Source organism: Flavobacterium algoris, from assembly GCF_048158525.1.
Taxonomy (GTDB): domain Bacteria; phylum Bacteroidota; class Bacteroidia; order Flavobacteriales; family Flavobacteriaceae; genus Flavobacterium; species Flavobacterium algoris.
The window spans coordinates 1-17,037 of record NZ_JBLNKT010000005.1 but is presented as its reverse complement, the minus strand read 5'-3'; the positions used below and the strand labels follow the sequence as shown (position 1 = coordinate 17,037).

Sequence of the window (17,037 nt, the reverse complement as noted above, 5' to 3'; positions counted from 1 at the left end):
ACAAAAACTGCACAATTAGTTAAGCAACATTTTTGTAATTAATTTGATAGCCCTTTTCTTTTTTTCTTCCTTCTTTTGTTTTTCAGTTGGTTCGGCAAATAATCCGAAGAATATTCAACCTGTATAAGTATATCTAACAGTTTAACAAAATCAGGAATAGTAAGTGTGTTTTTTTGCTGCTGCATGTTATTAATTAATGATTCTTTTAAAGGAAGTTTTTCATGAATCTGATTTCTTTTTCCTCCTCCATCAAATTTTAATCCGCATCGTTCCTGAATAGCTTTTGCGCTGTATTCTTTTCCTAAACTACTACCATTAAAAACACTTTTAGTCTTGTGGTCAACATAGGTAATGCCATAAAGTAGACCTTCTGCACTTCTTCTAAAAACAGTATTAATGCCTTCTTTTTCCAATAGCCTTGCCAGTTCGTTTGTGGACATTGCTCGCTCCCTTAGTAGTGCAATATCAATAGTGTTTTTTACCCGTGTTTTGTCAGGTATTCTTCTAACTTCATTACGTTTAAATTTTTCCTCTAAAAATTTTAAAGTTGGTTTACTATAAAAATCACTTGCTTTTATTGGAACACCAATTGGTTTGCCTTGTTCGTCCAGAATTCGATACATTAATCCTTTAGATAAAAAGATTTTTGAATTCTCGCTACCTCGATCAGCCACGACATTATATTGTTTCAGCACTGCATTAAGTTCAGGAAGGCTCGCATACTTGTATTGATTGAGGACTGCATTCAAAACGTTGGATATGGCTTTCTTTGATTCAATTCGACCGTACAGCACCTTGCTAACGGCAATAGGCTGCAATGTAAATTCCTCTTTCTTTTTTCTTCCTTCCGCTTTAACGAGTCCAAACAGTTCTTCAATTTCTTTTCGTGCTGGCTCAGATTTCCTTATTCCCAAATGATGCAGGTCAATCCGCTTACCATCCCTTTCAATATTTATGGTTACCACGTGTAGGTGTAGGTGTCCCGCATCGTGATGTTGATACACTAAATAAGGCTGCATGCCGAAACCAATTTTCTCCATATAAGTATCGGCAATAGCTATCAGTTTTTCTTTGGAATGATTTTCTGACGGATCAAAATTTAGGGAAATATGCACGCTGTTCCGCTTTGCGTTTTCGTTTAATTCTATCCGTTTTATAAAACGGTTTAGCTTTATGGTATCATTCATTTTGTCAGCATCGACAGGATAGTTTCCTGCTGCGATGCACTCGGCGACACCAGCCTTAACTTTGTTTTCATTATAGTTAAAAATACTGCGGATCGAATGGCTTGTTTTTATGATTGTAACCATTTGTCCGTAATTTTTTGAATGTGTTTTTTGATTTCTTCTACTTTGTTGAAAAGGATTTTTTTATCCAGCTCATAGCTAATTATCCAGTTTCTGAATTCGGGAATCTGTTGCAAAGTGTGTAGTTTTTTTACGGCTTGATTAACATTGTTTCCGATAGCATTCAACTGATTATGAAGTACTATCGTTTCTTCCATAAAATCGTCCAGTGATTGGTTTCGATAGGTAGTCACAATTGACTTATCGAAAAGATGCTTACGGATGTAGTCACTTAATTTTCGGCACGTACTGGCTTTCCATTTTCGCTCAATTTTCGCATATTCTTCGGGAGTTAAGCGCAGCCCAATTATGCGTGTCCTGTTTGAATTTTCTGCTTCCATCATCTATCATTTTCATTGTTTTCAACTCTTTTTATCCTTTCAGTGTCACTGCTCACGAGTTCCGAGTGTGGTGCAGCAAGATCCGGTTGTTTAACAACCGTTCATCTTGCCGATTGCAGGAACGTTGCAATCTTTCAGCTCTTTAAAGGTTAACAGCTAATTTAAAGCTAGTGTTTGACATAAACAATCATAGGTAATTTTTACCTATGAAATGTCTTCGATAAATAGCGGGAAATGTTAGTTTTTTATTCAATCAGACTGCCAAAAAATTTTTCAAAAGAAAAAGAAAAAAAGAAAGCAATACAAAATTGGATATGCATCAAACGGAGTGCTATAAGTCCCGAAGGGTGGCACTGCGAAGAATGAGCGGTGACATTATGGGCACGCAGTTGATGAATGTCCAATACCTTAGTTGTACTTTTTGTGATTTTTTATCTAGATATTTTTGAGGTCTTTAAGAGATACTAAAGCTGTTAGAATATTTATTTCAGAGGTCTTTGAAAGTGTACGCTCCCTTATTCCAATACAGAAGGAAATATTCCTAAATAATTATTAGATCTTGAATAAGAGAGCGTACTTTTTCAAATGAATATGTTTTAATTAATGTGCAAAATTCTGACTGTTTTCAAGAAGGTTTTTGCACATGATTTGAAAAAATTCTAGCAGTTAAAAATCATTTAATTGTTTTCTTGAAGTAACGTAATGGTGTCGGCAAGATCATGGTCTGTGATATAGTCTAAAACAAAATATTCCACCTCTTTTTTATGCTCGGGTGAAGTGGAAAATGAGTTAAGATAATACTCTGTATTTTCATCAGCAATATGAATAATTTCAGTGTAGCCTTTTGAAATTAGAGTGCCTTTTAATTTTAAAACTTTAAGCTCACTTCTATTATCAATTTCTTTTTTAACTCTTAGCTTAATAGTTTTATCCATCGGGTTATTCTTTATTGATGCGCAATACTAATATGTTGCGTAGTTTTTTTAATTTACTCTATATTTTACAAACAAAAAAGAGACTCGGAAGTCTCTTTTTGGAATTAATATATCTTTTATAAAAATTTATTTCACGTTTAATAATTTCTCCAAAACCTTAATCTGGTCATCTTTAGATTTCAAAAGTTCCAAATTCAATCGCTTAATTTCTTCTAAAGCTTCTATCCATTTTTCTACTGGATTTATATTGAAAGTTGGATAATAATTGTACCCATTGGATTGGTCATTAAAAGTATTGGATATGATATTTACTGCTTGCTCCTCATCAAAATTCTGAAATGCTTCAACAGGAATTCTCAATGCATTCGAGATTTGTTTAAGCATGGCATCTTCAATTACATCTTTTTGCTCTAGCAAAGAAATTTTCTTTTGATTCCAGTCTTCTCCCAGATCGAAAGCCAATGCCTCTTGTTTGATGCCAAGCATTTCTCTGAAGCGTTTTACGTTTCTTCCCTGATGTATTTTCTGTTCCATAATGAGTATCAATTTTCTGAAGGCTCAAAGATAAAGCCATTCGAATTAAAAATTCTGAATTTCAAAGATAAAAAAATATCCTGTAAAATATCCCTTTTATCAGATATTATATCCGCTTTTCGAATAGATTATCCTTTTGAAAGAGTGGAACTTCGCTTTTCAATTTTAAATCTTCCCACTATGAAAAAGAATAAAATATCCTTCGAAACAAGGTTTTGGGCAGGGTTCGTGGCAGGAAATCCATTTGAGGCATTTGACGCTATTTTTGACTTTGCACATCTTGATTATTATAAACAGAATTTAAGTGAAGCGGTACTTCACTGTTATAAGAGAAAAGTCTACAAGCAAGAAACCCCCTGTAATGTTTTCGTTTTTTATACTGCTGTCTCCTCTTTTCTCAAAGTCTGTTACTACCTGAAAGAAAAAAGTAAAAAATGGAAAGTAAAACAGTCATCCCGCACTGAAACGGTATTTCATCTTTCTTCCCTGACCAAAGAAGAATTCGACAATCCTTTTTTGGTGCTTCAAAATGGATTTGAAGAGAGAACACTGCAACAGTTTGAATTTTTCTTATCTGAAATCACTGAACTTTCATTGTCTCCCTATTATGAAGATTCTGATTCTGACCTGACGACACCCTATATCCATTTAATCAAAATGCTCGATGCAGGGGAAATAATGAGAGAAAGAGGTGTTGAGAGAATAAAGAAAACTGCTCAGGCTGAACCTGCAACGGAATAAAATATCTTTTATCTAATCTTCAAAGACACAGTATTATGAAAACTCTAGAAAAACTTTCATTTCCAAAACTCGAAAACGAGTTTTTAGAAAATATCCTGAGACAATTGGTTAATCAACATACTATCATTCAGATGTTTTTTACCAGACAGCCCTCTTTCGTGTTTTCATATCTTATTATCCACATCGAAAAAAATATAGATGCACAAGAGCTACAACAGAACAAATGGGTAAAAAAAGTTAGAAATCTCTATCAGATCGATGTCTATTTCATTTACTCTGAAAGGCTTCATCATAGATTTTCTTTAGGACATCCGTTTATTGAATTTTACTGCCAGCCTTCATCTATTATCTACCAAAATAAAGAGTTGGAAAATTCGCTTATCATTAGAAGAGATTGGAAGAAATACAAGAAGAGGTTTAATGTGTTTCAAGACCATTTTCATCACGATCACGATCTTCATAAGTCTCAAATCCAAAATCTCATTTCAGAAGGTTCTTCAAACAGTGTTTTTACATCTTATGCAAGATTGATTGAATATGATCTTGAATATTTAGAAGACCTGTATTTGGGAAATAAATCTGCTTTGCTAAGTTTAGATGAAAGAATCAATAATCTGATTGAATACATTCCTGATATTCAAAAATACTTTGTAAGACACAGCCAAAACAAATTTTATCTTACTGATTTGTTTGTAAAAGTAAAAGAAGCAATCGCCGATGATGAGGCAATTTATAAAGAAGAAATGTATGAAGCAGTTGGAATTGCTGAACAAAGCCTCTATCATTTTATCGAAGAAAGGTTTGACGAATTAAAGAAATTGATAAAAAAAGGATTATTTGAAAGACACGATGTTGCATGTCAAATTGATAAAAAACCTGAAGATATAATTCTCAACGTTGCAATAGAAACCATATTGAACTCGGTTGAAGTCGAACAGATCTACTTATATCATCACATTACTTACCATGAAAAAACGACTTATTATCTGATGCTTATAGCTATGGGTATAGGCAATGAAAAATTAAAATTAATCACTCAATCTCTAAAAAGTAAAATAGAAGGAAAATATGATTTCGTTTTGTTAAGCCGCAGCCGTTACTGGATACAAACTAATCTGTATCAGTATCAAAGTTTCTTTTCCAACATTATTCAAGGCAAATATCTGGCATATTCATCCAACAAATACCTTCCTGAATTTCATTGGGAGATACCTCATAATCCTTGTCATGCTGATCTACATTTTTATTATAAGCCGACCAAAGATATTGCCTTACAATTTTTTACAATAGCCAATGATACTAGAAAAAACTATCAAGGTTTAGATTCCCTTTTTACATTGTTTTTTATGTCCTTTTGTAGAACATATATTTTTATTAAGACTTATTACCTGCCTAATTATCTGTCTAATCAAACATTATGGCAACTATGTATTTATGCCGATGCAGACATGAAAAAGTATAATTATTTAATAGAGCAGTTCTGGACAGATTTCTTTCCTTATTTGGATAGATATATGATTCTTCATCATAAGTTGTCAAAGCTCAACAAAGAGGAGGTTGATCAGATGAACTTTATTGTTGAGAAATTGATGTCTGAACTGCACAATTTGGTTATTGAATGCAGATTACTATTGCCCTTTGAGCAAGACTGATATATTGTTATTGAATAAAATTAACCGATTTAAAAATAAAGATCATGGAAATAGATGAAATTGAAAAGCTAGAAACTATTAAAAGATTAACTTCCAATTGTCTCAATACTTTGAGACCTGTTGACAATAAAAATAGGATTCACATTGCTGAAATAAAAGTATATGATTATTACGAACTTGCCTCGGTCATAAGAAATCTGATGAAATTATGTATTGTGGCTCTGGATCATGATGGAGCTAAAGTTCCTGATACAATAGAGGGTCAGTCGATTGATGTTGGGCTTATTCTGGAAATTGCCTTGCAATTATTTCCAATTGATGAATTTGAACTACTAAATGAAATCAGCATTTTGTTTCCTGCAGATTCTAGAAATGAGAATGAAAATATTCTCAAAGAATAATAATCCAAAGCCATCATAGATATATTTTACTTATGATCATTAGAAATCAAGGTCTTATCTTTATAGCGATAGATGATTGTTGAACAAAAAAGACCATTGTTGGTCTTTTTTTAATGAAGTGAGATGACAAATGAAAAACAATGAAAGAAATGAAAGAGGGAGACTTACAGCTGAACAAGCTTTAAAAATGTTCAAAGAAGAAAATTTAGACCTGACACTTGACCAAGCAAGGATAATCTTCGAATTTATGCGCAAACTAGCGAGTATAACAGTATCTAATTTTTTAAATAAACAAAATGAAACAAATAGCAGACCTTTATGTGAGAGTGAGTACGGACGAGCAAGCCGACAAAGGTTATTCACAAAGAAACCAAGAAGAAGTACTAAAAAAATACTGCCAGATAAATAACATTGCAGTACGCGATGTTATTTATGAAGATCATTCTGCCAAAACATTTATTAGACCAAAGTGGAAATTGTTATTGGTTAACTTAAAAAGATTTAAAAACAAAACGGATCTACTTTTATTTACCAAATGGGATCGATTCAGTAGAAATGCAGGAGACGCTTATCAAATGATTAGCATCTTAAGAAAACTCGGAGTTGAGCCACAAGCCATAGAACAGCCTTTAGATTTATCTATTCCTGAAAACAAAATGATGCTCGCCTTTTATTTGGCTGTTCCAGAGGTAGAAAATGATAGAAGGGCGTTAAATGTTTTTCATGGTATGCGTAGAGCAAAGAAAGAAGGAAGATATGTTAGTCAAGCTCCAATAGGATACGTAAACAGATCAAAAGACGACGGTAGTAAATATATTGCAATTAAAGAGCCAGAATCATCTATAATGCGCTGGGCATTTAATGAAATTGCAAAAGGTATTTTCAGTACTGAGGATATTCATCGCATGGCAAGGAAAAAAGGTATAAAAACAGGAAAGCACAGCTTTTGGCTTGCTGTTAGAAATCCTTTGTACTGCGGGAAAATAAAAGTTCCTCAGTATAAGGATGAAGAGAGCTATTTAGCCAATGGACAGCATGAAGCAATTATCAGCGAGGAATTATTTTATAAAGTTCAAGATGTAGTGGACGGAAGAAAGAAAGTAATTCGTGCTAAAGTTGAAACTATTTTAGAACTTCCTTTAAGAGGGTTTTTAATATGTCCAGTTTGTGGAAAAGTGTTGTCTGGAAGCAAATCAAAAGGGCGTAATAAATATTACGCCTATTACCATTGTTATAAAGGTTGTACCTATCGCTCAAATGCTGATGATGTAAATCAAATGTTTATAAAGGAACTTTTAAAATATGCTCCAAAACGACAATATAAAAAAGTTTATAGTATCATAATTCTAGAAGCTTATAAAGAACAAACAAAGGAAAGACAAAATGAAAAGGCTCAGCTATTAAAGCAAATAAAGGATTATGAAGGTAGATTAAGTAAGGCCCGAGATTTACTAATGACAAATCAAATTGACTCAGCAGACTACAGAGATATAAAATCTGATTATGGAGAAACATTAGCAAGGCTTCAAGCAAGATACTCAGGAATCGATACTGATCAAGATGATATTGAAAAATTACTTAATCAGGGAATTGAAAATTTGCTTAGGATTCATTCTATCTATGATAATTCTGAACTTGTGGTATGCAGAAATTTGATTGGTTCAATATACCCTGAGAATTTGATATATGATGGAATTGGATTTCGAACCAAAAGAATCAATGAAGCAGTAGAGCTAATGTACTTGATTAATGAGCAGTTAGACTCAAATAAAAAAGAGACAAATCAGAATATTTCTAACTTGTCTCTTATGGTGGGCGATGAGGGATTAGAACTTAATCTCTAATGCGCTGATATATAATGAAATATATTAGTCTAAAACAGAAGGGTCTCGATTTTGCTCCTTCTAACAGATACAAATATCACTAAATCTTATAGTGTAAATTTACTGATTAATAAGGGATTGACCAAATCTATATGCAATAAATTCATACTAAATAATGAACTAGTTATTAAACAGGTTGAGAATGCTAGGAAATTATATTTCCCTTTTTTGAATTTTTAGTTTTCAGCCAAAAATCAAGTGAGCCACTTGTTCATATTTTATTCCAGCATACAAACAAAACTCATCTATTGTTAAAAACTCATTCTCGAGTTTTTTCAGGTCGTTTTTAACCTTTTTCATCAATCGTGTACTTTGGCGATAACTCTTTCCTGTTATGCGTTGTATGTCCTTTGGATAGATGCAAACTCTTTGTTTCTCAATATTCATACTCTATCTGTAGTTTTGACTAGGCTTTGATTAGCTTGAACTTACCATGCACTAAATTTTAAGATTATATAAATATAAGTTTTTCTTAAACATAATCTACTATCGCAATTTACTATGTTTTCTGGTGGTTGTAAACAGGCATTTATGTCGATTTAAGTCATTTATGTCACTTTGTGACATATGGAATAGTGAGTGCTTTTTTATTCGCTTTAATTGACTAAAATTTGTTTTGAAATCAATCGGAAGATGTTGCAACGGAAAAGATGATTTAAGGATTTTAAAAATAAATTTTAATCTAAATTTTAGAAATTATGGCAAGACAGAAAGGCATAATTAAATTAAAAGGTACTATTGGAGATATTACTTTTTACAAAACCAAAGATGGCCATTTGGCTCGTGAGAAAGGCGGAGTCGATGCGAACAGAATTGCGAACGATCCAGCGTTCCAGAGAACACGTGAGAATGGTTCCGAATTTGGAAGAGCCGGGAAGGCCGGAAAAACTTTGAGAACGGCATTAAGAACTTTGCTTTTGAATTCTGCCGACAGCAGAATGGTGGGCAGACTTACCCAATCTATGGTCAAAGTGATTCAAGCGGATTTAACCAATGAAAGAGGTTTACGTAATGTCATTGATGGTGAAGCGGAATTGTTAGTAGGCTTTGAGTTCAATATCGGTGGAAAATTGGGAACTACCCTATTTGCTCCTTTTATTGGAGCGATTGATAGAGTCGCTGGCGAAATCACGGTTGATTTGGCATCGTTTATTCCTGCCAATATGATTGCAGCTCCAAGTGGAACTACTCATTTCAAAATAATATCAGCTGGTGCTGAAATTGATTTTGAAGCAGAAGTTTTCGTCACTACAAATTCTGAAACTGCCATTCTTCCATGGGATATGACTCCAACTGTTGCTATCAATCATTTGAATGCGGTAACTCCTAACAGTACAAAACCTTTGTTTTTAGCTCTTGGAGTTGAGTTTTATCAAGAGGTCAATGGCAGAATGTATCCTTTGAAAAATGGTTCTTATAATCCATTGGCATTGGTGCAAGTAAGCGGATTGTAAGATGATTTTGGTACTATCCAGAACTTATTTCCCTGATGGAACTAACGGTAAACTCGAATGCGAGGGTAAATTGATTTGTAAAACCATTGAATTGCCTTGGAAGAAAAACGAAACGAAAGTTTCCTGCATTCCGGAAGGGAAATATTTTATAAAAAAGCGATACAGCAAGAAATTTCAATGGCATTTGGAGGTTTTGGATGTAAAAAATAGAAGTTTAATTTTATTTCATCCTGCTAATAATGCTTTACAAGAATTGAATGGTTGTATTGCTCCAGTAACAAAACTTTCTGGACCAGGTTTAGGTCTTATGTCTCGAAAAGCTTTTGCCAAATTAAAAGAATTGGTTTATAAAGCTTTGGATAAAGAAGAAAGTGTTGAATTGATTGTCAAATCTTTAATTCATCAATTATGAATGTAATAAAAAGAGCGAAAGCTCCAACACCAAAATTTTTCAAAGTGCTTCGAAATATTGGTTTGGCATTGGCTGCCGTTGGCGGAACAATTTTAGCTGCGCCAATCGCTTTGCCAGTTGTGCTAACTTCTATCGGAGGTTATTTGGCGGTGGCCGGCGGTGTTATTTCGGCAGTTAGCCAATTGACAACCACAACAGGAAAAGTCGATGCAACACAGTAATTCAACTGTAATTGGTACCGCAGGCGGTACATTTTTAAGTGTTTTGCCGAATCTGCATTCGGAAGATGTTTTGAAAACTGTAATATTAGCCTCAGTTGGCGCAATTGTCAGTTTTTTAATATCTTTGATTCTCAAATTTTTTATAAAGAAGCACAAAAAATAGTCTAATTCTAGTTGTGGTGACCTTTGGATTAGACAAATTTAAAGCCAAGTCGTGAGACCTGGCTTTCTTTTTAATTAATATTTTTTTTTACAACTTCTTTCACTCCTCCTTTTGTCAAAATTACAGAATTGCAAATACCTGATTTGTCCTGAATAAATTCAATTGTCCTGTCGTTGTTGTCCGCTCTAAAAAATTTTGTTTTGGATTCAGGTATGAGTTCCATTTCTACATTATTATAATAAAGTTTACCGTCAATTTTTAATATTTCAATTTTACCATACTTGCCTACATATTTATCATATATTGTAGAATCTATTTTAGTTTGATAATGTTTGTAGGGAAGTTCTACTTCTTTTTGCAATGCAATTGCTGAAAGTCCATAGCCTATAATATGTGAAAATGATTCGTTATTAGAAAGTACAGTCACAAAAATTTTGTCATCTGTAAATCGGTTAAAAGAAGTCATTGTACCAAAAAAGCCCCCGTCGTGAGCAATTAGTTGATGCCCGTGATTATAAAATGGATTAATTATAAATCCATATCCCCAATTTTCGGAACTATAGGGAGTAAACATTAGTTTCTTCATTTCTGTTGACAAGATGGTCGTTCCGTATAGCGCATTGTCCCATAAAGCTAAATCTTCAACGGTAGAATAAACACCATCGTGACCTATGTTGACTTCCCAATTGATATAGGGATTGTGGATAAATCCTTTTTCCGTTCGACAATAAGTCTTTGCTTTTTTTGAGATTATCGAATCATTATTACTAACACCCGTATTCTTCATTCCTACTTTTTCAAATATATTTTTTCTTAAAAAAACTGCGTACTTCTCGCCTGAAACTTTTTCTATAATCTTAGCCAATAAGTAATAGCCTATATTGCTATATGCGGTTTTAGTTCCTGGTAAAAATTCATAAGGCATTTTTTTTATTTCAGAATAAGCAGAATCTACGTTAATAGTGCTTATTGCAATTTCTTTAAAACCTAAAGCAAGTCCTGAAGTATGAGATAATAACATATGAATAGTAACACTATCGGCTTTTGGGTAATCTGGAAAAAATTTACTTAAATGATCATTAAGTGATAATTTTCCTTTTTCTACTAATAGAAGAATAGCTGTAGCTGTAAATTGTTTTGTTACCGAAGCCAACTGAAATTTAGTATCTACAGTGTTTTTAATATTCCATTCGTAATCTGCTAAACCATATGCTTTTTTTAATAAAACGGAACCGTTTTTTGTAACAAGCACTGTTCCACTAAAGTTATTTACTTCAACCTGTGCTTGCATATATTTTGCAAGATTAGTTGATACATTTTTTTGTCCAAAAATTAATGTTGGAAAAAGTATAATTATTAAAACTTGTGCCGATATAAGTATTTGATAGATTTTTTTCATTTTATTGTTTACAATTAGTAATTATTTTATTTAAAGTTTTATAGAGTATATTAATTTCTTCCAATGACAAACCATTTAGTGCCGTCTCCCTATTTAGTTGTACAATTGGGTTAATTAATTCTAGCGTTTTCATCCCTTTTTCGGTTATTTCTAGATTAAATTTTCTTCTATCCTCTTTATGGATAGTCCTGTTTAAATAATCTTTTCTAACCATTAATTCTATCATTCTCGTGATTGATGCATTGTCTTTAAATATAAGATTTGCCAATTCATTTTGAGAAATTTCAGCATCATTGTTAAGAATTATCAAGACCAAACATTGATCTATTGTAATATCTTTTACAATTTTTGAAATATTTCTCTGTGATACTTTTCTATACTCTTTAATTGCTTGTTCAATTAAATAAAGTACTGTTCCTGTTGGGTTTTTGTTATTCACATTAATTTGTTTGATGCAAATATATTTGATATATCAATATAAACCAAAAAATTGTTTCAAAAACTATAATTATAGCCACGTTTGGATTAGACAGTATTGAAGCCCAAACCTTAAGGAATGGACTTTTTTTTAAGTTTTAAAACTACACTTCTTCAAATAGATTTAGCGTAACTTCTAAAACCACTACTTCGGAATTGTGGTTGTACAATTCTTGCCATTTTGCACTATCAATGACTTTGGTTCTGGTGTCGAAAACGCCAAAACATACTCTTGATGCTTTGCTTTTCCAAATATCGGTTTGGTATATAATGAACAGTTTCATAGTATAGATCATTTAGGTTACTAAAAATTATTTCCTGTTATAGCGGTATAAAATGGCTTTACGGAGGTCATTTATGAGCATCATATCCTCTTTATATTGCTTTTCTTTTTTCTCCAAAGAATGGTAACTGAAAAATGCGAAATTATATGAGTGATAAGTTTTATAAAAAGTCAACCATAATAAATCTACTTGTTTTTTTATTCCAATTATTGAAAAATTAATTTATATAATAATTAATTATATTTTCATAATTCACAGATAATCACCTCAACCATTAATATTTAGCTACATTTGAGAACTAATCCTTATTTAAACAAAAGGTAAAAATTCAACCCCAATTAAACAATCATTTTATGATCAAGAAACAAATTCTCGCATTTTTATTTATTGCGCTATCAATTGTAAGCTGTAGTAAAGACGAACCAACATCATCGCCAGCGATTGCATTTACACAATCAGAAGGAAAAGCTGTAAATGGACAATATACTATTACTGGAACAATTACGTCATCAGTTTCGTTATTAAAGGTGATTGTTACAAAAGAAGGAGATACTGCTCCATTCATCATTGATGACACAACAGCAAAAAATAAAAACAGCTATCCTTACTCTTACCTAATTACTGGTATTACCAAGGACACTTACATTATTATTGATGTCTATGATCAAAACAACACAAAAACCTCTACGAGATTTTTAATCAGAGTTTAGTGGCACTATTAATAACCAAAAAGCTCATTTTTACATTTGGGCTTTTTTTATCTTTAAATTTCAAAGGTGGTACGTACAAATATATTAGACGACCAAGTGGTCCTTTCAAAAAACACACAACCACAAAAAAAGCCCGAAATTTGGGGCTTTTTTCGTTTTTAGCCCATAATAAATGTGAATTGCTTTGCTTTTCTTCGATTTATTTAAGTGGTGCAATCATATTGCACTTATGCGTTGGTTTGCTTGGGAATAAGGTGCAAACAATCCTAGTCCATTTGGACTAGGATTGATTTATTTTCTACAATAACGGTATAAAATGGCTCTGCGGATGTCATTTATGAGCATTATGTCCTCTTTGTATTGTTTTTCTTTTTTCTCCAGAAGTTTGAGAGCTGCAACATTTTTTTGGTGCTGCTCGTGTTCGACCATCAACAAACTGGCTTGCGGATTGAACTCCTTTTTGAAGTCTGGAAGGCGTAAAAATGGAATTACTGAACCAATTAAGAACTGGTGCCAGAATTTTGTTTGCCATAAACTATAAGCAACAAAAAATAGGCTTTCGCAATCTTCTTCTTTCTCAAAAATGATGACAAAACTGTTCGTAAATTGCTCTTTTTGGGGCTTACCGCTATTCATCCCTTTGTTAAGTATAAACAAATGGGGTTTTGAGTAAAAAGTGTCTTTTCGGTGGGTCTTGATGATGAAATTAGGCATAGCATTGGATTTAAAAACGGGGTTAACTTTCCTATTTTCCACAGGATTTTATTCGAAAGACCAATGTGCTTCGCTACGCTCCGCCCATAAAATTTTTCAAAACAAAAAAAAGAAAAAAAGAAAGCCATACGTTCAAGTGGAAGGTTTCAAAAAAGCAAGTTTTTTTGATAAAATACTACCCGAATGGGTGGAGATTTTATCAAAAACCCGCAGGGCTTAAACTTCCTTTTTTGTAAACCTGGAACTTACCTTTGCTCTCTTTTTTTTTATTTTTTATTTTGATTTCATTTACCAATCGTCATCGTATAATCGGAAGATTTTTGAAGGAAAAGGAGTTGATTTGGAAGAGGGTGGTTTACGGAAAGGGTATGAATTTTTAAAACAGAAAAAAGAGATAAAATACCATTCCGATTATTTTTCTGGTTTGAAAATTCATACTCTTTCTTGGACTTGATTTTGCGGGTATTGAAAATCACTTATCGCAAATTTTTCTAATTACCGTAAATGTTATAAAGTGATTTTCAATACTTACAAAAACGATGAAAAGATAATTCCTAGTGCGATGAGGCAGCAGCGCAGGCAAGTGTCTGGTTTTTTATTTGTTTACTAGGATGCTTCTGATTGTTTTTATGATGGCTTGATGCCACAAACGGTCTTGGAATTATTAGATTTCCAATTATTAAAGAATGTTCTATGGAATTGTTATGGGATCTGGCAATCGTGAAAATAATTACTTCCTGTTTTCTGGCAAATAAAAAATCACACTCTTGCTGGCATTTTTGGTTTTGTGGGTGCCAAAAATAGCATAATCAAAAGTTGTATTATAGAAAATATTCCTTGCTATTTTCGGCACTTACAAAAGCAATACAAACACTACCGATTTCAACATTAAGTTGCTAAAACCATAGAGAAGTTCTTATGAAAAAGAAATATCCTCGTTAAAAATAAAGTGGAATCGAAGCGGTGATTGGGGTTTGCGAAGGACGGTTTTTTGAGCGGCTGGGTGATGCGATGGGAGCTGCTCAAAAAGTTGTCCTGGAGCAAACCCCTTGTGCGTTGGCTGGGGCGGCTGTTTTACATAAATGATATTATAGCTTCATTGCAAAAACCAAAAAACCAATAAAAACGCTTTGTAATGAACTATAATGCCACATTATGTAACACAGCTTGGGGAATAGTTTTTGTTCTCCATTCCAAGGTGTTTCTGGTTTGCAAAAATGTTGTTGGAGATACAAAAACTATTGGAGCGTTGGCTAAGGAGTGACATACGGAGGCTAAAATATTCTCGATAAAACAGAACGAAAAAGAATGTTCTAGTTACTACTAATGTAATTAGCGAAATGAGACAAGCAAAGACCTGAGTTTAGGAATACTTGGACTAAATGAGGGTTTTGTGAAGGTGAATGAGGTAATGGCTCGTGGAGATATTCGTGCAGTCATTGAACTTTAACAACCTTCAATGACCTCAACTTTTATTTGCCTTTTATAATTTTTATTTGCTTTTTTATGTAAGAGTATGTATATTTGCATCATCATTTCCCTAGGGAAAAGGATCTGGTCGGCCACAACACCTTAGTTGTGGCATTTTTATTTTACCCTATTTTGGTATTTTCTTCCGTAATATTTTTGGTTTCTCTCATCATCTATATGGAAACTTGAAACTATTATATAATCAGGCGTGATTTTTTCCATAATCACCAAAAAGTATCCTTCTTTAAACCAAAAGTAATCCCTGATTTTCCCATCTCCTTCCAGAAACTGAAAACAAATTACATCGTCAGTATCTTTATTTTCAAGGATAGGTTTTATCCAATGTACTTTATTCGCTCTTTTTTTATCAAAACATCTCTTGCCTTTGTCTCCTCTTGTGATTAATTTCACAAAAGTGTGAGGGTATTGTTTAAATCCATCTTCTTTGGAATTTCTTGTATCAATAATTACTTTACAACCGTCAAAATAAAATTCATCATCCAAAAAATCTTCTTTAAATAATTGAAAAAGTGCCTCCACGTGTTCCTGTGAAGGGTCTATACCCAAATTAGGGATATGGTCGTCTAAATCAAATAAATCCATTACCCTTTCATTTTAGGTTGGTGATCGAAAATATTGAATTTAGTTTCCCATGGTTCTGTACCTTCTTCTAAATTAAAACCTGATTTTTGTTCCAGATAGTTAATAAAATCCATTTTGCTTTGTGTCGGATTTTTGATGTCGTCCAATACTATTCTTGATTTATAGGTTATGGCACCAATAAAAAAATCGGCTAACTGGAAGAAAAGATTATCGTGCGAATGCAAATGTTGAAATTGAACAAAAGGTGTTTTTCCTTTGTATTCATTATCAAAAACTTCATTTATTTTTTTTAATTTTTCTCTTCCACGCGTATCTTTTACATCAATAAAAACCCTATACTCGTTTCCGTTACTTTCGTTAGGCCGCAATAGGAAATAAATCATTTTATAATAGAAATTATCGTGAGAGCCCTGGTTGAAATCCTTGTGATTAAGACGTTCTTTATACTTTACCAAAATACAACGAAATTCCAAAGGCGTGCGAAAAAAGAAATCTACCAATTCTTTATACAACTCCTTTCTGGTATTAGAAAATTTATTCCATTTTAATTCAGAATGTTGGTTGTTTCTTTCCAAAATTTGATTGAACTCTTCTTTCAATTTGATGTACTGTTGCATAGGTACTTTGATATAACCAATACACATAACCGGTATATGGTCATTCTCTAAATGGCAACTTTCATCAATATAAAAATCATATTTGTTATTCATATTTTGTGTAGAATTAATGACGAATTCATCGATATAAAACTATTAAACGTTTTTAAAGGGAATGAATTTTGAAAGCCGAAATTTACAGAATAAATTATAAAAACATTGTATTAGTATTTCAATTTTTAAAGCGTAGTTATGAAAGACTAAATTGCGAAAACTATTGTTTATTCATAAATCTAATCGGTTTTTGAAAATCATGACTATTGTGAATAGAAAAAGGATGCTTGCATTTACAACAAACATCCTTTTTCTGGAATAATAACAAACTCTAAAATTTCATTCGTTGTATTCTAACTGTGTTTAAAACCGATAATAAAGCAATATTTTAGGGATCCGTAATTTTAATACATCTAATGTATATAACCTGAATATTATCATTTTCTAAATAAAAACTTGCAATAAAATACAAATATATTTATTTTTCACACTTTGAAGATAATTAATAACGGAATCTTTTAATTAATACATGTCCCGTCCTGAAATAGCGATACACAAAAAAGATCGTTATGGAAGAAAACATAAATTATGTAAAACGCACCCAACGCGATTACAGTATGTCTTTAAAGCTTCAAATTGTTAGAGAA

Annotated in this window: 20 protein-coding genes; 9 read left to right on the top strand and 11 right to left on the bottom strand. The window is 32.5% G+C overall.

What is annotated here, in order from left to right; all coding sequences use genetic code 11:
* Positions 1-38: 38 nt before the first annotated feature.
* From ACM55I_RS03875 to ACM55I_RS03860, 4 genes are all read right to left on the bottom strand, one after another.
* A complete protein-coding gene (locus tag ACM55I_RS03875) occupies positions 39-1,310 on the bottom strand; it encodes a relaxase/mobilization nuclease domain-containing protein (protein WP_416845458.1) in 1,272 nt (423 codons plus the stop codon).
* Positions 1,295-1,687, bottom strand: a complete 393-nt coding sequence (locus ACM55I_RS03870) for a plasmid mobilization protein (RefSeq protein ID WP_416845457.1) — start codon at positions 1,685-1,687, stop codon at positions 1,295-1,297. The genes ACM55I_RS03875 and ACM55I_RS03870 overlap by 16 nt, the downstream gene beginning before the upstream one ends.
* A 677-nt stretch (positions 1,688-2,364) precedes the next feature.
* Positions 2,365-2,622 carry a hypothetical protein gene (locus ACM55I_RS03865; RefSeq protein ID WP_416845456.1) on the bottom strand — a complete coding sequence of 86 codons (258 nt, stop codon included), beginning with the start codon at positions 2,620-2,622 and terminating at the stop codon, positions 2,365-2,367.
* 126 nt (positions 2,623-2,748) lie between these two features.
* Positions 2,749-3,156, bottom strand: a complete 408-nt coding sequence (locus tag ACM55I_RS03860) for a helix-turn-helix domain-containing protein (protein ID WP_416845455.1) — start codon at positions 3,154-3,156, stop codon at positions 2,749-2,751.
* A gap of 180 nt (positions 3,157-3,336) precedes the next feature.
* Here ACM55I_RS03860 and ACM55I_RS03855 point away from each other — a divergent pair, with 180 nt between their 5' ends.
* The 4 genes from ACM55I_RS03855 to ACM55I_RS03840 all read left to right on the top strand — a co-directional run bounded on the left by ACM55I_RS03855 (position 3,337) and on the right by ACM55I_RS03840 (position 7,794).
* Positions 3,337-3,897 carry a hypothetical protein gene (locus tag ACM55I_RS03855; protein WP_416845454.1) on the top strand — a complete coding sequence of 187 codons (561 nt, stop codon included), beginning with the start codon at positions 3,337-3,339 and terminating at the stop codon, positions 3,895-3,897.
* A 35-nt stretch (positions 3,898-3,932) separates the two neighbouring features.
* A complete protein-coding gene (locus ACM55I_RS03850; RefSeq protein ID WP_416845453.1) occupies positions 3,933-5,549 on the top strand; it encodes a hypothetical protein in 1,617 nt (538 codons plus the stop codon).
* A gap of 44 nt (positions 5,550-5,593) precedes the next feature.
* Complete coding sequence (locus tag ACM55I_RS03845) at positions 5,594-5,950, top strand: hypothetical protein (protein ID WP_416845452.1); 357 nt, start codon at positions 5,594-5,596, stop codon at positions 5,948-5,950.
* A 296-nt stretch (positions 5,951-6,246) separates the two neighbouring features.
* Complete coding sequence (locus tag ACM55I_RS03840) at positions 6,247-7,794, top strand: recombinase family protein (RefSeq protein WP_416845450.1); 1,548 nt, start codon at positions 6,247-6,249, stop codon at positions 7,792-7,794.
* Between the two features lie 222 nt (positions 7,795-8,016).
* On the opposite strand, the gene ACM55I_RS03835 is transcribed toward ACM55I_RS03840, so the two are convergent.
* Positions 8,017-8,220, bottom strand: coding sequence for a hypothetical protein (locus ACM55I_RS03835; RefSeq protein ID WP_416845448.1), 204 nt, complete (start codon positions 8,218-8,220; stop codon positions 8,017-8,019).
* Positions 8,221-8,531: 311 nt separating this feature from the next.
* Between ACM55I_RS03835 and ACM55I_RS03830 the strand changes: the two genes are divergently transcribed.
* Genes ACM55I_RS03830 through ACM55I_RS03820 form a run of 3 tightly spaced genes read left to right on the top strand, consistent with a single transcriptional unit; the run spans position 8,532 to position 9,920 of the window.
* Complete coding sequence (locus tag ACM55I_RS03830) at positions 8,532-9,287, top strand: hypothetical protein (RefSeq protein ID WP_416845446.1); 756 nt, start codon at positions 8,532-8,534, stop codon at positions 9,285-9,287.
* A gap of 1 nt (position 9,288) precedes the next feature.
* Positions 9,289-9,699 carry a DUF5675 family protein gene (locus ACM55I_RS03825; RefSeq protein WP_416845445.1) on the top strand — a complete coding sequence of 137 codons (411 nt, stop codon included), beginning with the start codon at positions 9,289-9,291 and terminating at the stop codon, positions 9,697-9,699.
* A complete protein-coding gene (locus ACM55I_RS03820; protein ID WP_132070864.1) occupies positions 9,696-9,920 on the top strand; it encodes a hypothetical protein in 225 nt (74 codons plus the stop codon). Before ACM55I_RS03825 ends, ACM55I_RS03820 begins: the two co-directional genes overlap by 4 nt.
* Positions 9,921-10,153: 233 nt before the next feature.
* Here ACM55I_RS03820 and ACM55I_RS03815 read toward each other — a convergent pair whose 3' ends face one another.
* The 3 genes from ACM55I_RS03815 to ACM55I_RS03805 form a co-directional block, all read right to left on the bottom strand.
* Positions 10,154-11,482 (bottom strand): serine hydrolase, encoded by a 1,329-nt coding sequence (locus ACM55I_RS03815; protein WP_416845443.1) that lies wholly within the window; start codon positions 11,480-11,482, stop codon positions 10,154-10,156.
* 1 nt (position 11,483) lies between these two features.
* Positions 11,484-11,921, bottom strand: coding sequence for a MarR family winged helix-turn-helix transcriptional regulator (locus tag ACM55I_RS03810; RefSeq protein ID WP_416845442.1), 438 nt, complete (start codon positions 11,919-11,921; stop codon positions 11,484-11,486).
* 142 nt (positions 11,922-12,063) lie between these two features.
* On the bottom strand, positions 12,064-12,243 hold the full coding sequence (locus tag ACM55I_RS03805) for a hypothetical protein (protein WP_416845441.1): 180 nt from the start codon (positions 12,241-12,243) through the stop codon (positions 12,064-12,066).
* 353 nt (positions 12,244-12,596) lie between these two features.
* Here ACM55I_RS03805 and ACM55I_RS03800 point away from each other — a divergent pair, with 353 nt between their 5' ends.
* Positions 12,597-12,953: a hypothetical protein gene (locus ACM55I_RS03800; RefSeq protein ID WP_416845440.1), complete on the top strand. Its 357-nt coding sequence runs from the start codon at positions 12,597-12,599 to the stop codon at positions 12,951-12,953.
* A gap of 291 nt (positions 12,954-13,244) precedes the next feature.
* Here the strand turns inward: ACM55I_RS03800 and ACM55I_RS03795 are convergent, their stop codons facing one another.
* The gene (locus tag ACM55I_RS03795; RefSeq protein WP_416845439.1) at positions 13,245-13,667 is read right to left on the bottom strand and encodes a DUF6943 family protein; all 423 of its coding nucleotides are present in this window, start codon (positions 13,665-13,667) and stop codon (positions 13,245-13,247) included.
* 1,135 nt (positions 13,668-14,802) lie between these two features.
* On the opposite strand from ACM55I_RS03795, the gene ACM55I_RS03790 reads away from it, so the two are divergent.
* Positions 14,803-14,931: a hypothetical protein gene (locus tag ACM55I_RS03790; protein WP_416845438.1), complete on the top strand. Its 129-nt coding sequence runs from the start codon at positions 14,803-14,805 to the stop codon at positions 14,929-14,931.
* A 323-nt stretch (positions 14,932-15,254) separates the two neighbouring features.
* On the opposite strand, the gene ACM55I_RS03785 is transcribed toward ACM55I_RS03790, so the two are convergent.
* Positions 15,255-15,740, bottom strand: coding sequence for a hypothetical protein (locus tag ACM55I_RS03785; protein ID WP_416845437.1), 486 nt, complete (start codon positions 15,738-15,740; stop codon positions 15,255-15,257).
* Positions 15,740-16,450, bottom strand: a complete 711-nt coding sequence (locus ACM55I_RS03780; protein ID WP_416845436.1) for a DUF3800 domain-containing protein — start codon at positions 16,448-16,450, stop codon at positions 15,740-15,742. Before ACM55I_RS03780 ends, ACM55I_RS03785 begins: the two co-directional genes overlap by 1 nt.
* Positions 16,451-17,037 lie beyond the last annotated feature (587 nt).

Excerpts from the sequence above, each read along its gene's own strand:
- ACM55I_RS03875 (WP_416845458.1), bottom strand. The coding sequence starts at position 1,310 with ATGGTTACAATCATAAAAACAAGCCATTCGATCCGCAGTATTTTTAAC.
- ACM55I_RS03870 (WP_416845457.1), bottom strand. The coding sequence starts at position 1,687 with ATGGAAGCAGAAAATTCAAACAGGACACGCATAATTGGGCTGCGCTTA.
- ACM55I_RS03865 (WP_416845456.1), bottom strand. The coding sequence starts at position 2,622 with ATGGATAAAACTATTAAGCTAAGAGTTAAAAAAGAAATTGATAATAGA.
- ACM55I_RS03860 (WP_416845455.1), bottom strand. The coding sequence starts at position 3,156 with ATGGAACAGAAAATACATCAGGGAAGAAACGTAAAACGCTTCAGAGAA.
- ACM55I_RS03855 (WP_416845454.1), top strand. The coding sequence starts at position 3,337 with ATGAAAAAGAATAAAATATCCTTCGAAACAAGGTTTTGGGCAGGGTTC.
- ACM55I_RS03850 (WP_416845453.1), top strand. The coding sequence starts at position 3,933 with ATGAAAACTCTAGAAAAACTTTCATTTCCAAAACTCGAAAACGAGTTT.
- ACM55I_RS03845 (WP_416845452.1), top strand. The coding sequence starts at position 5,594 with ATGGAAATAGATGAAATTGAAAAGCTAGAAACTATTAAAAGATTAACT.
- ACM55I_RS03840 (WP_416845450.1), top strand. The coding sequence starts at position 6,247 with ATGAAACAAATAGCAGACCTTTATGTGAGAGTGAGTACGGACGAGCAA.
- ACM55I_RS03835 (WP_416845448.1), bottom strand. The coding sequence starts at position 8,220 with ATGAATATTGAGAAACAAAGAGTTTGCATCTATCCAAAGGACATACAA.
- ACM55I_RS03830 (WP_416845446.1), top strand. The coding sequence starts at position 8,532 with ATGGCAAGACAGAAAGGCATAATTAAATTAAAAGGTACTATTGGAGAT.
- ACM55I_RS03825 (WP_416845445.1), top strand. The coding sequence starts at position 9,289 with ATGATTTTGGTACTATCCAGAACTTATTTCCCTGATGGAACTAACGGT.
- ACM55I_RS03820 (WP_132070864.1), top strand. The coding sequence starts at position 9,696 with ATGAATGTAATAAAAAGAGCGAAAGCTCCAACACCAAAATTTTTCAAA.
- ACM55I_RS03815 (WP_416845443.1), bottom strand. The coding sequence starts at position 11,482 with ATGAAAAAAATCTATCAAATACTTATATCGGCACAAGTTTTAATAATT.
- ACM55I_RS03805 (WP_416845441.1), bottom strand. The coding sequence starts at position 12,243 with ATGAAACTGTTCATTATATACCAAACCGATATTTGGAAAAGCAAAGCA.
- ACM55I_RS03800 (WP_416845440.1), top strand. The coding sequence starts at position 12,597 with ATGATCAAGAAACAAATTCTCGCATTTTTATTTATTGCGCTATCAATT.
- ACM55I_RS03795 (WP_416845439.1), bottom strand. The coding sequence starts at position 13,667 with ATGCCTAATTTCATCATCAAGACCCACCGAAAAGACACTTTTTACTCA.
- ACM55I_RS03790 (WP_416845438.1), top strand. The coding sequence starts at position 14,803 with ATGAACTATAATGCCACATTATGTAACACAGCTTGGGGAATAGTTTTT.
- ACM55I_RS03785 (WP_416845437.1), bottom strand. The coding sequence starts at position 15,740 with ATGGATTTATTTGATTTAGACGACCATATCCCTAATTTGGGTATAGAC.
- ACM55I_RS03780 (WP_416845436.1), bottom strand. The coding sequence starts at position 16,450 with ATGAATAACAAATATGATTTTTATATTGATGAAAGTTGCCATTTAGAG.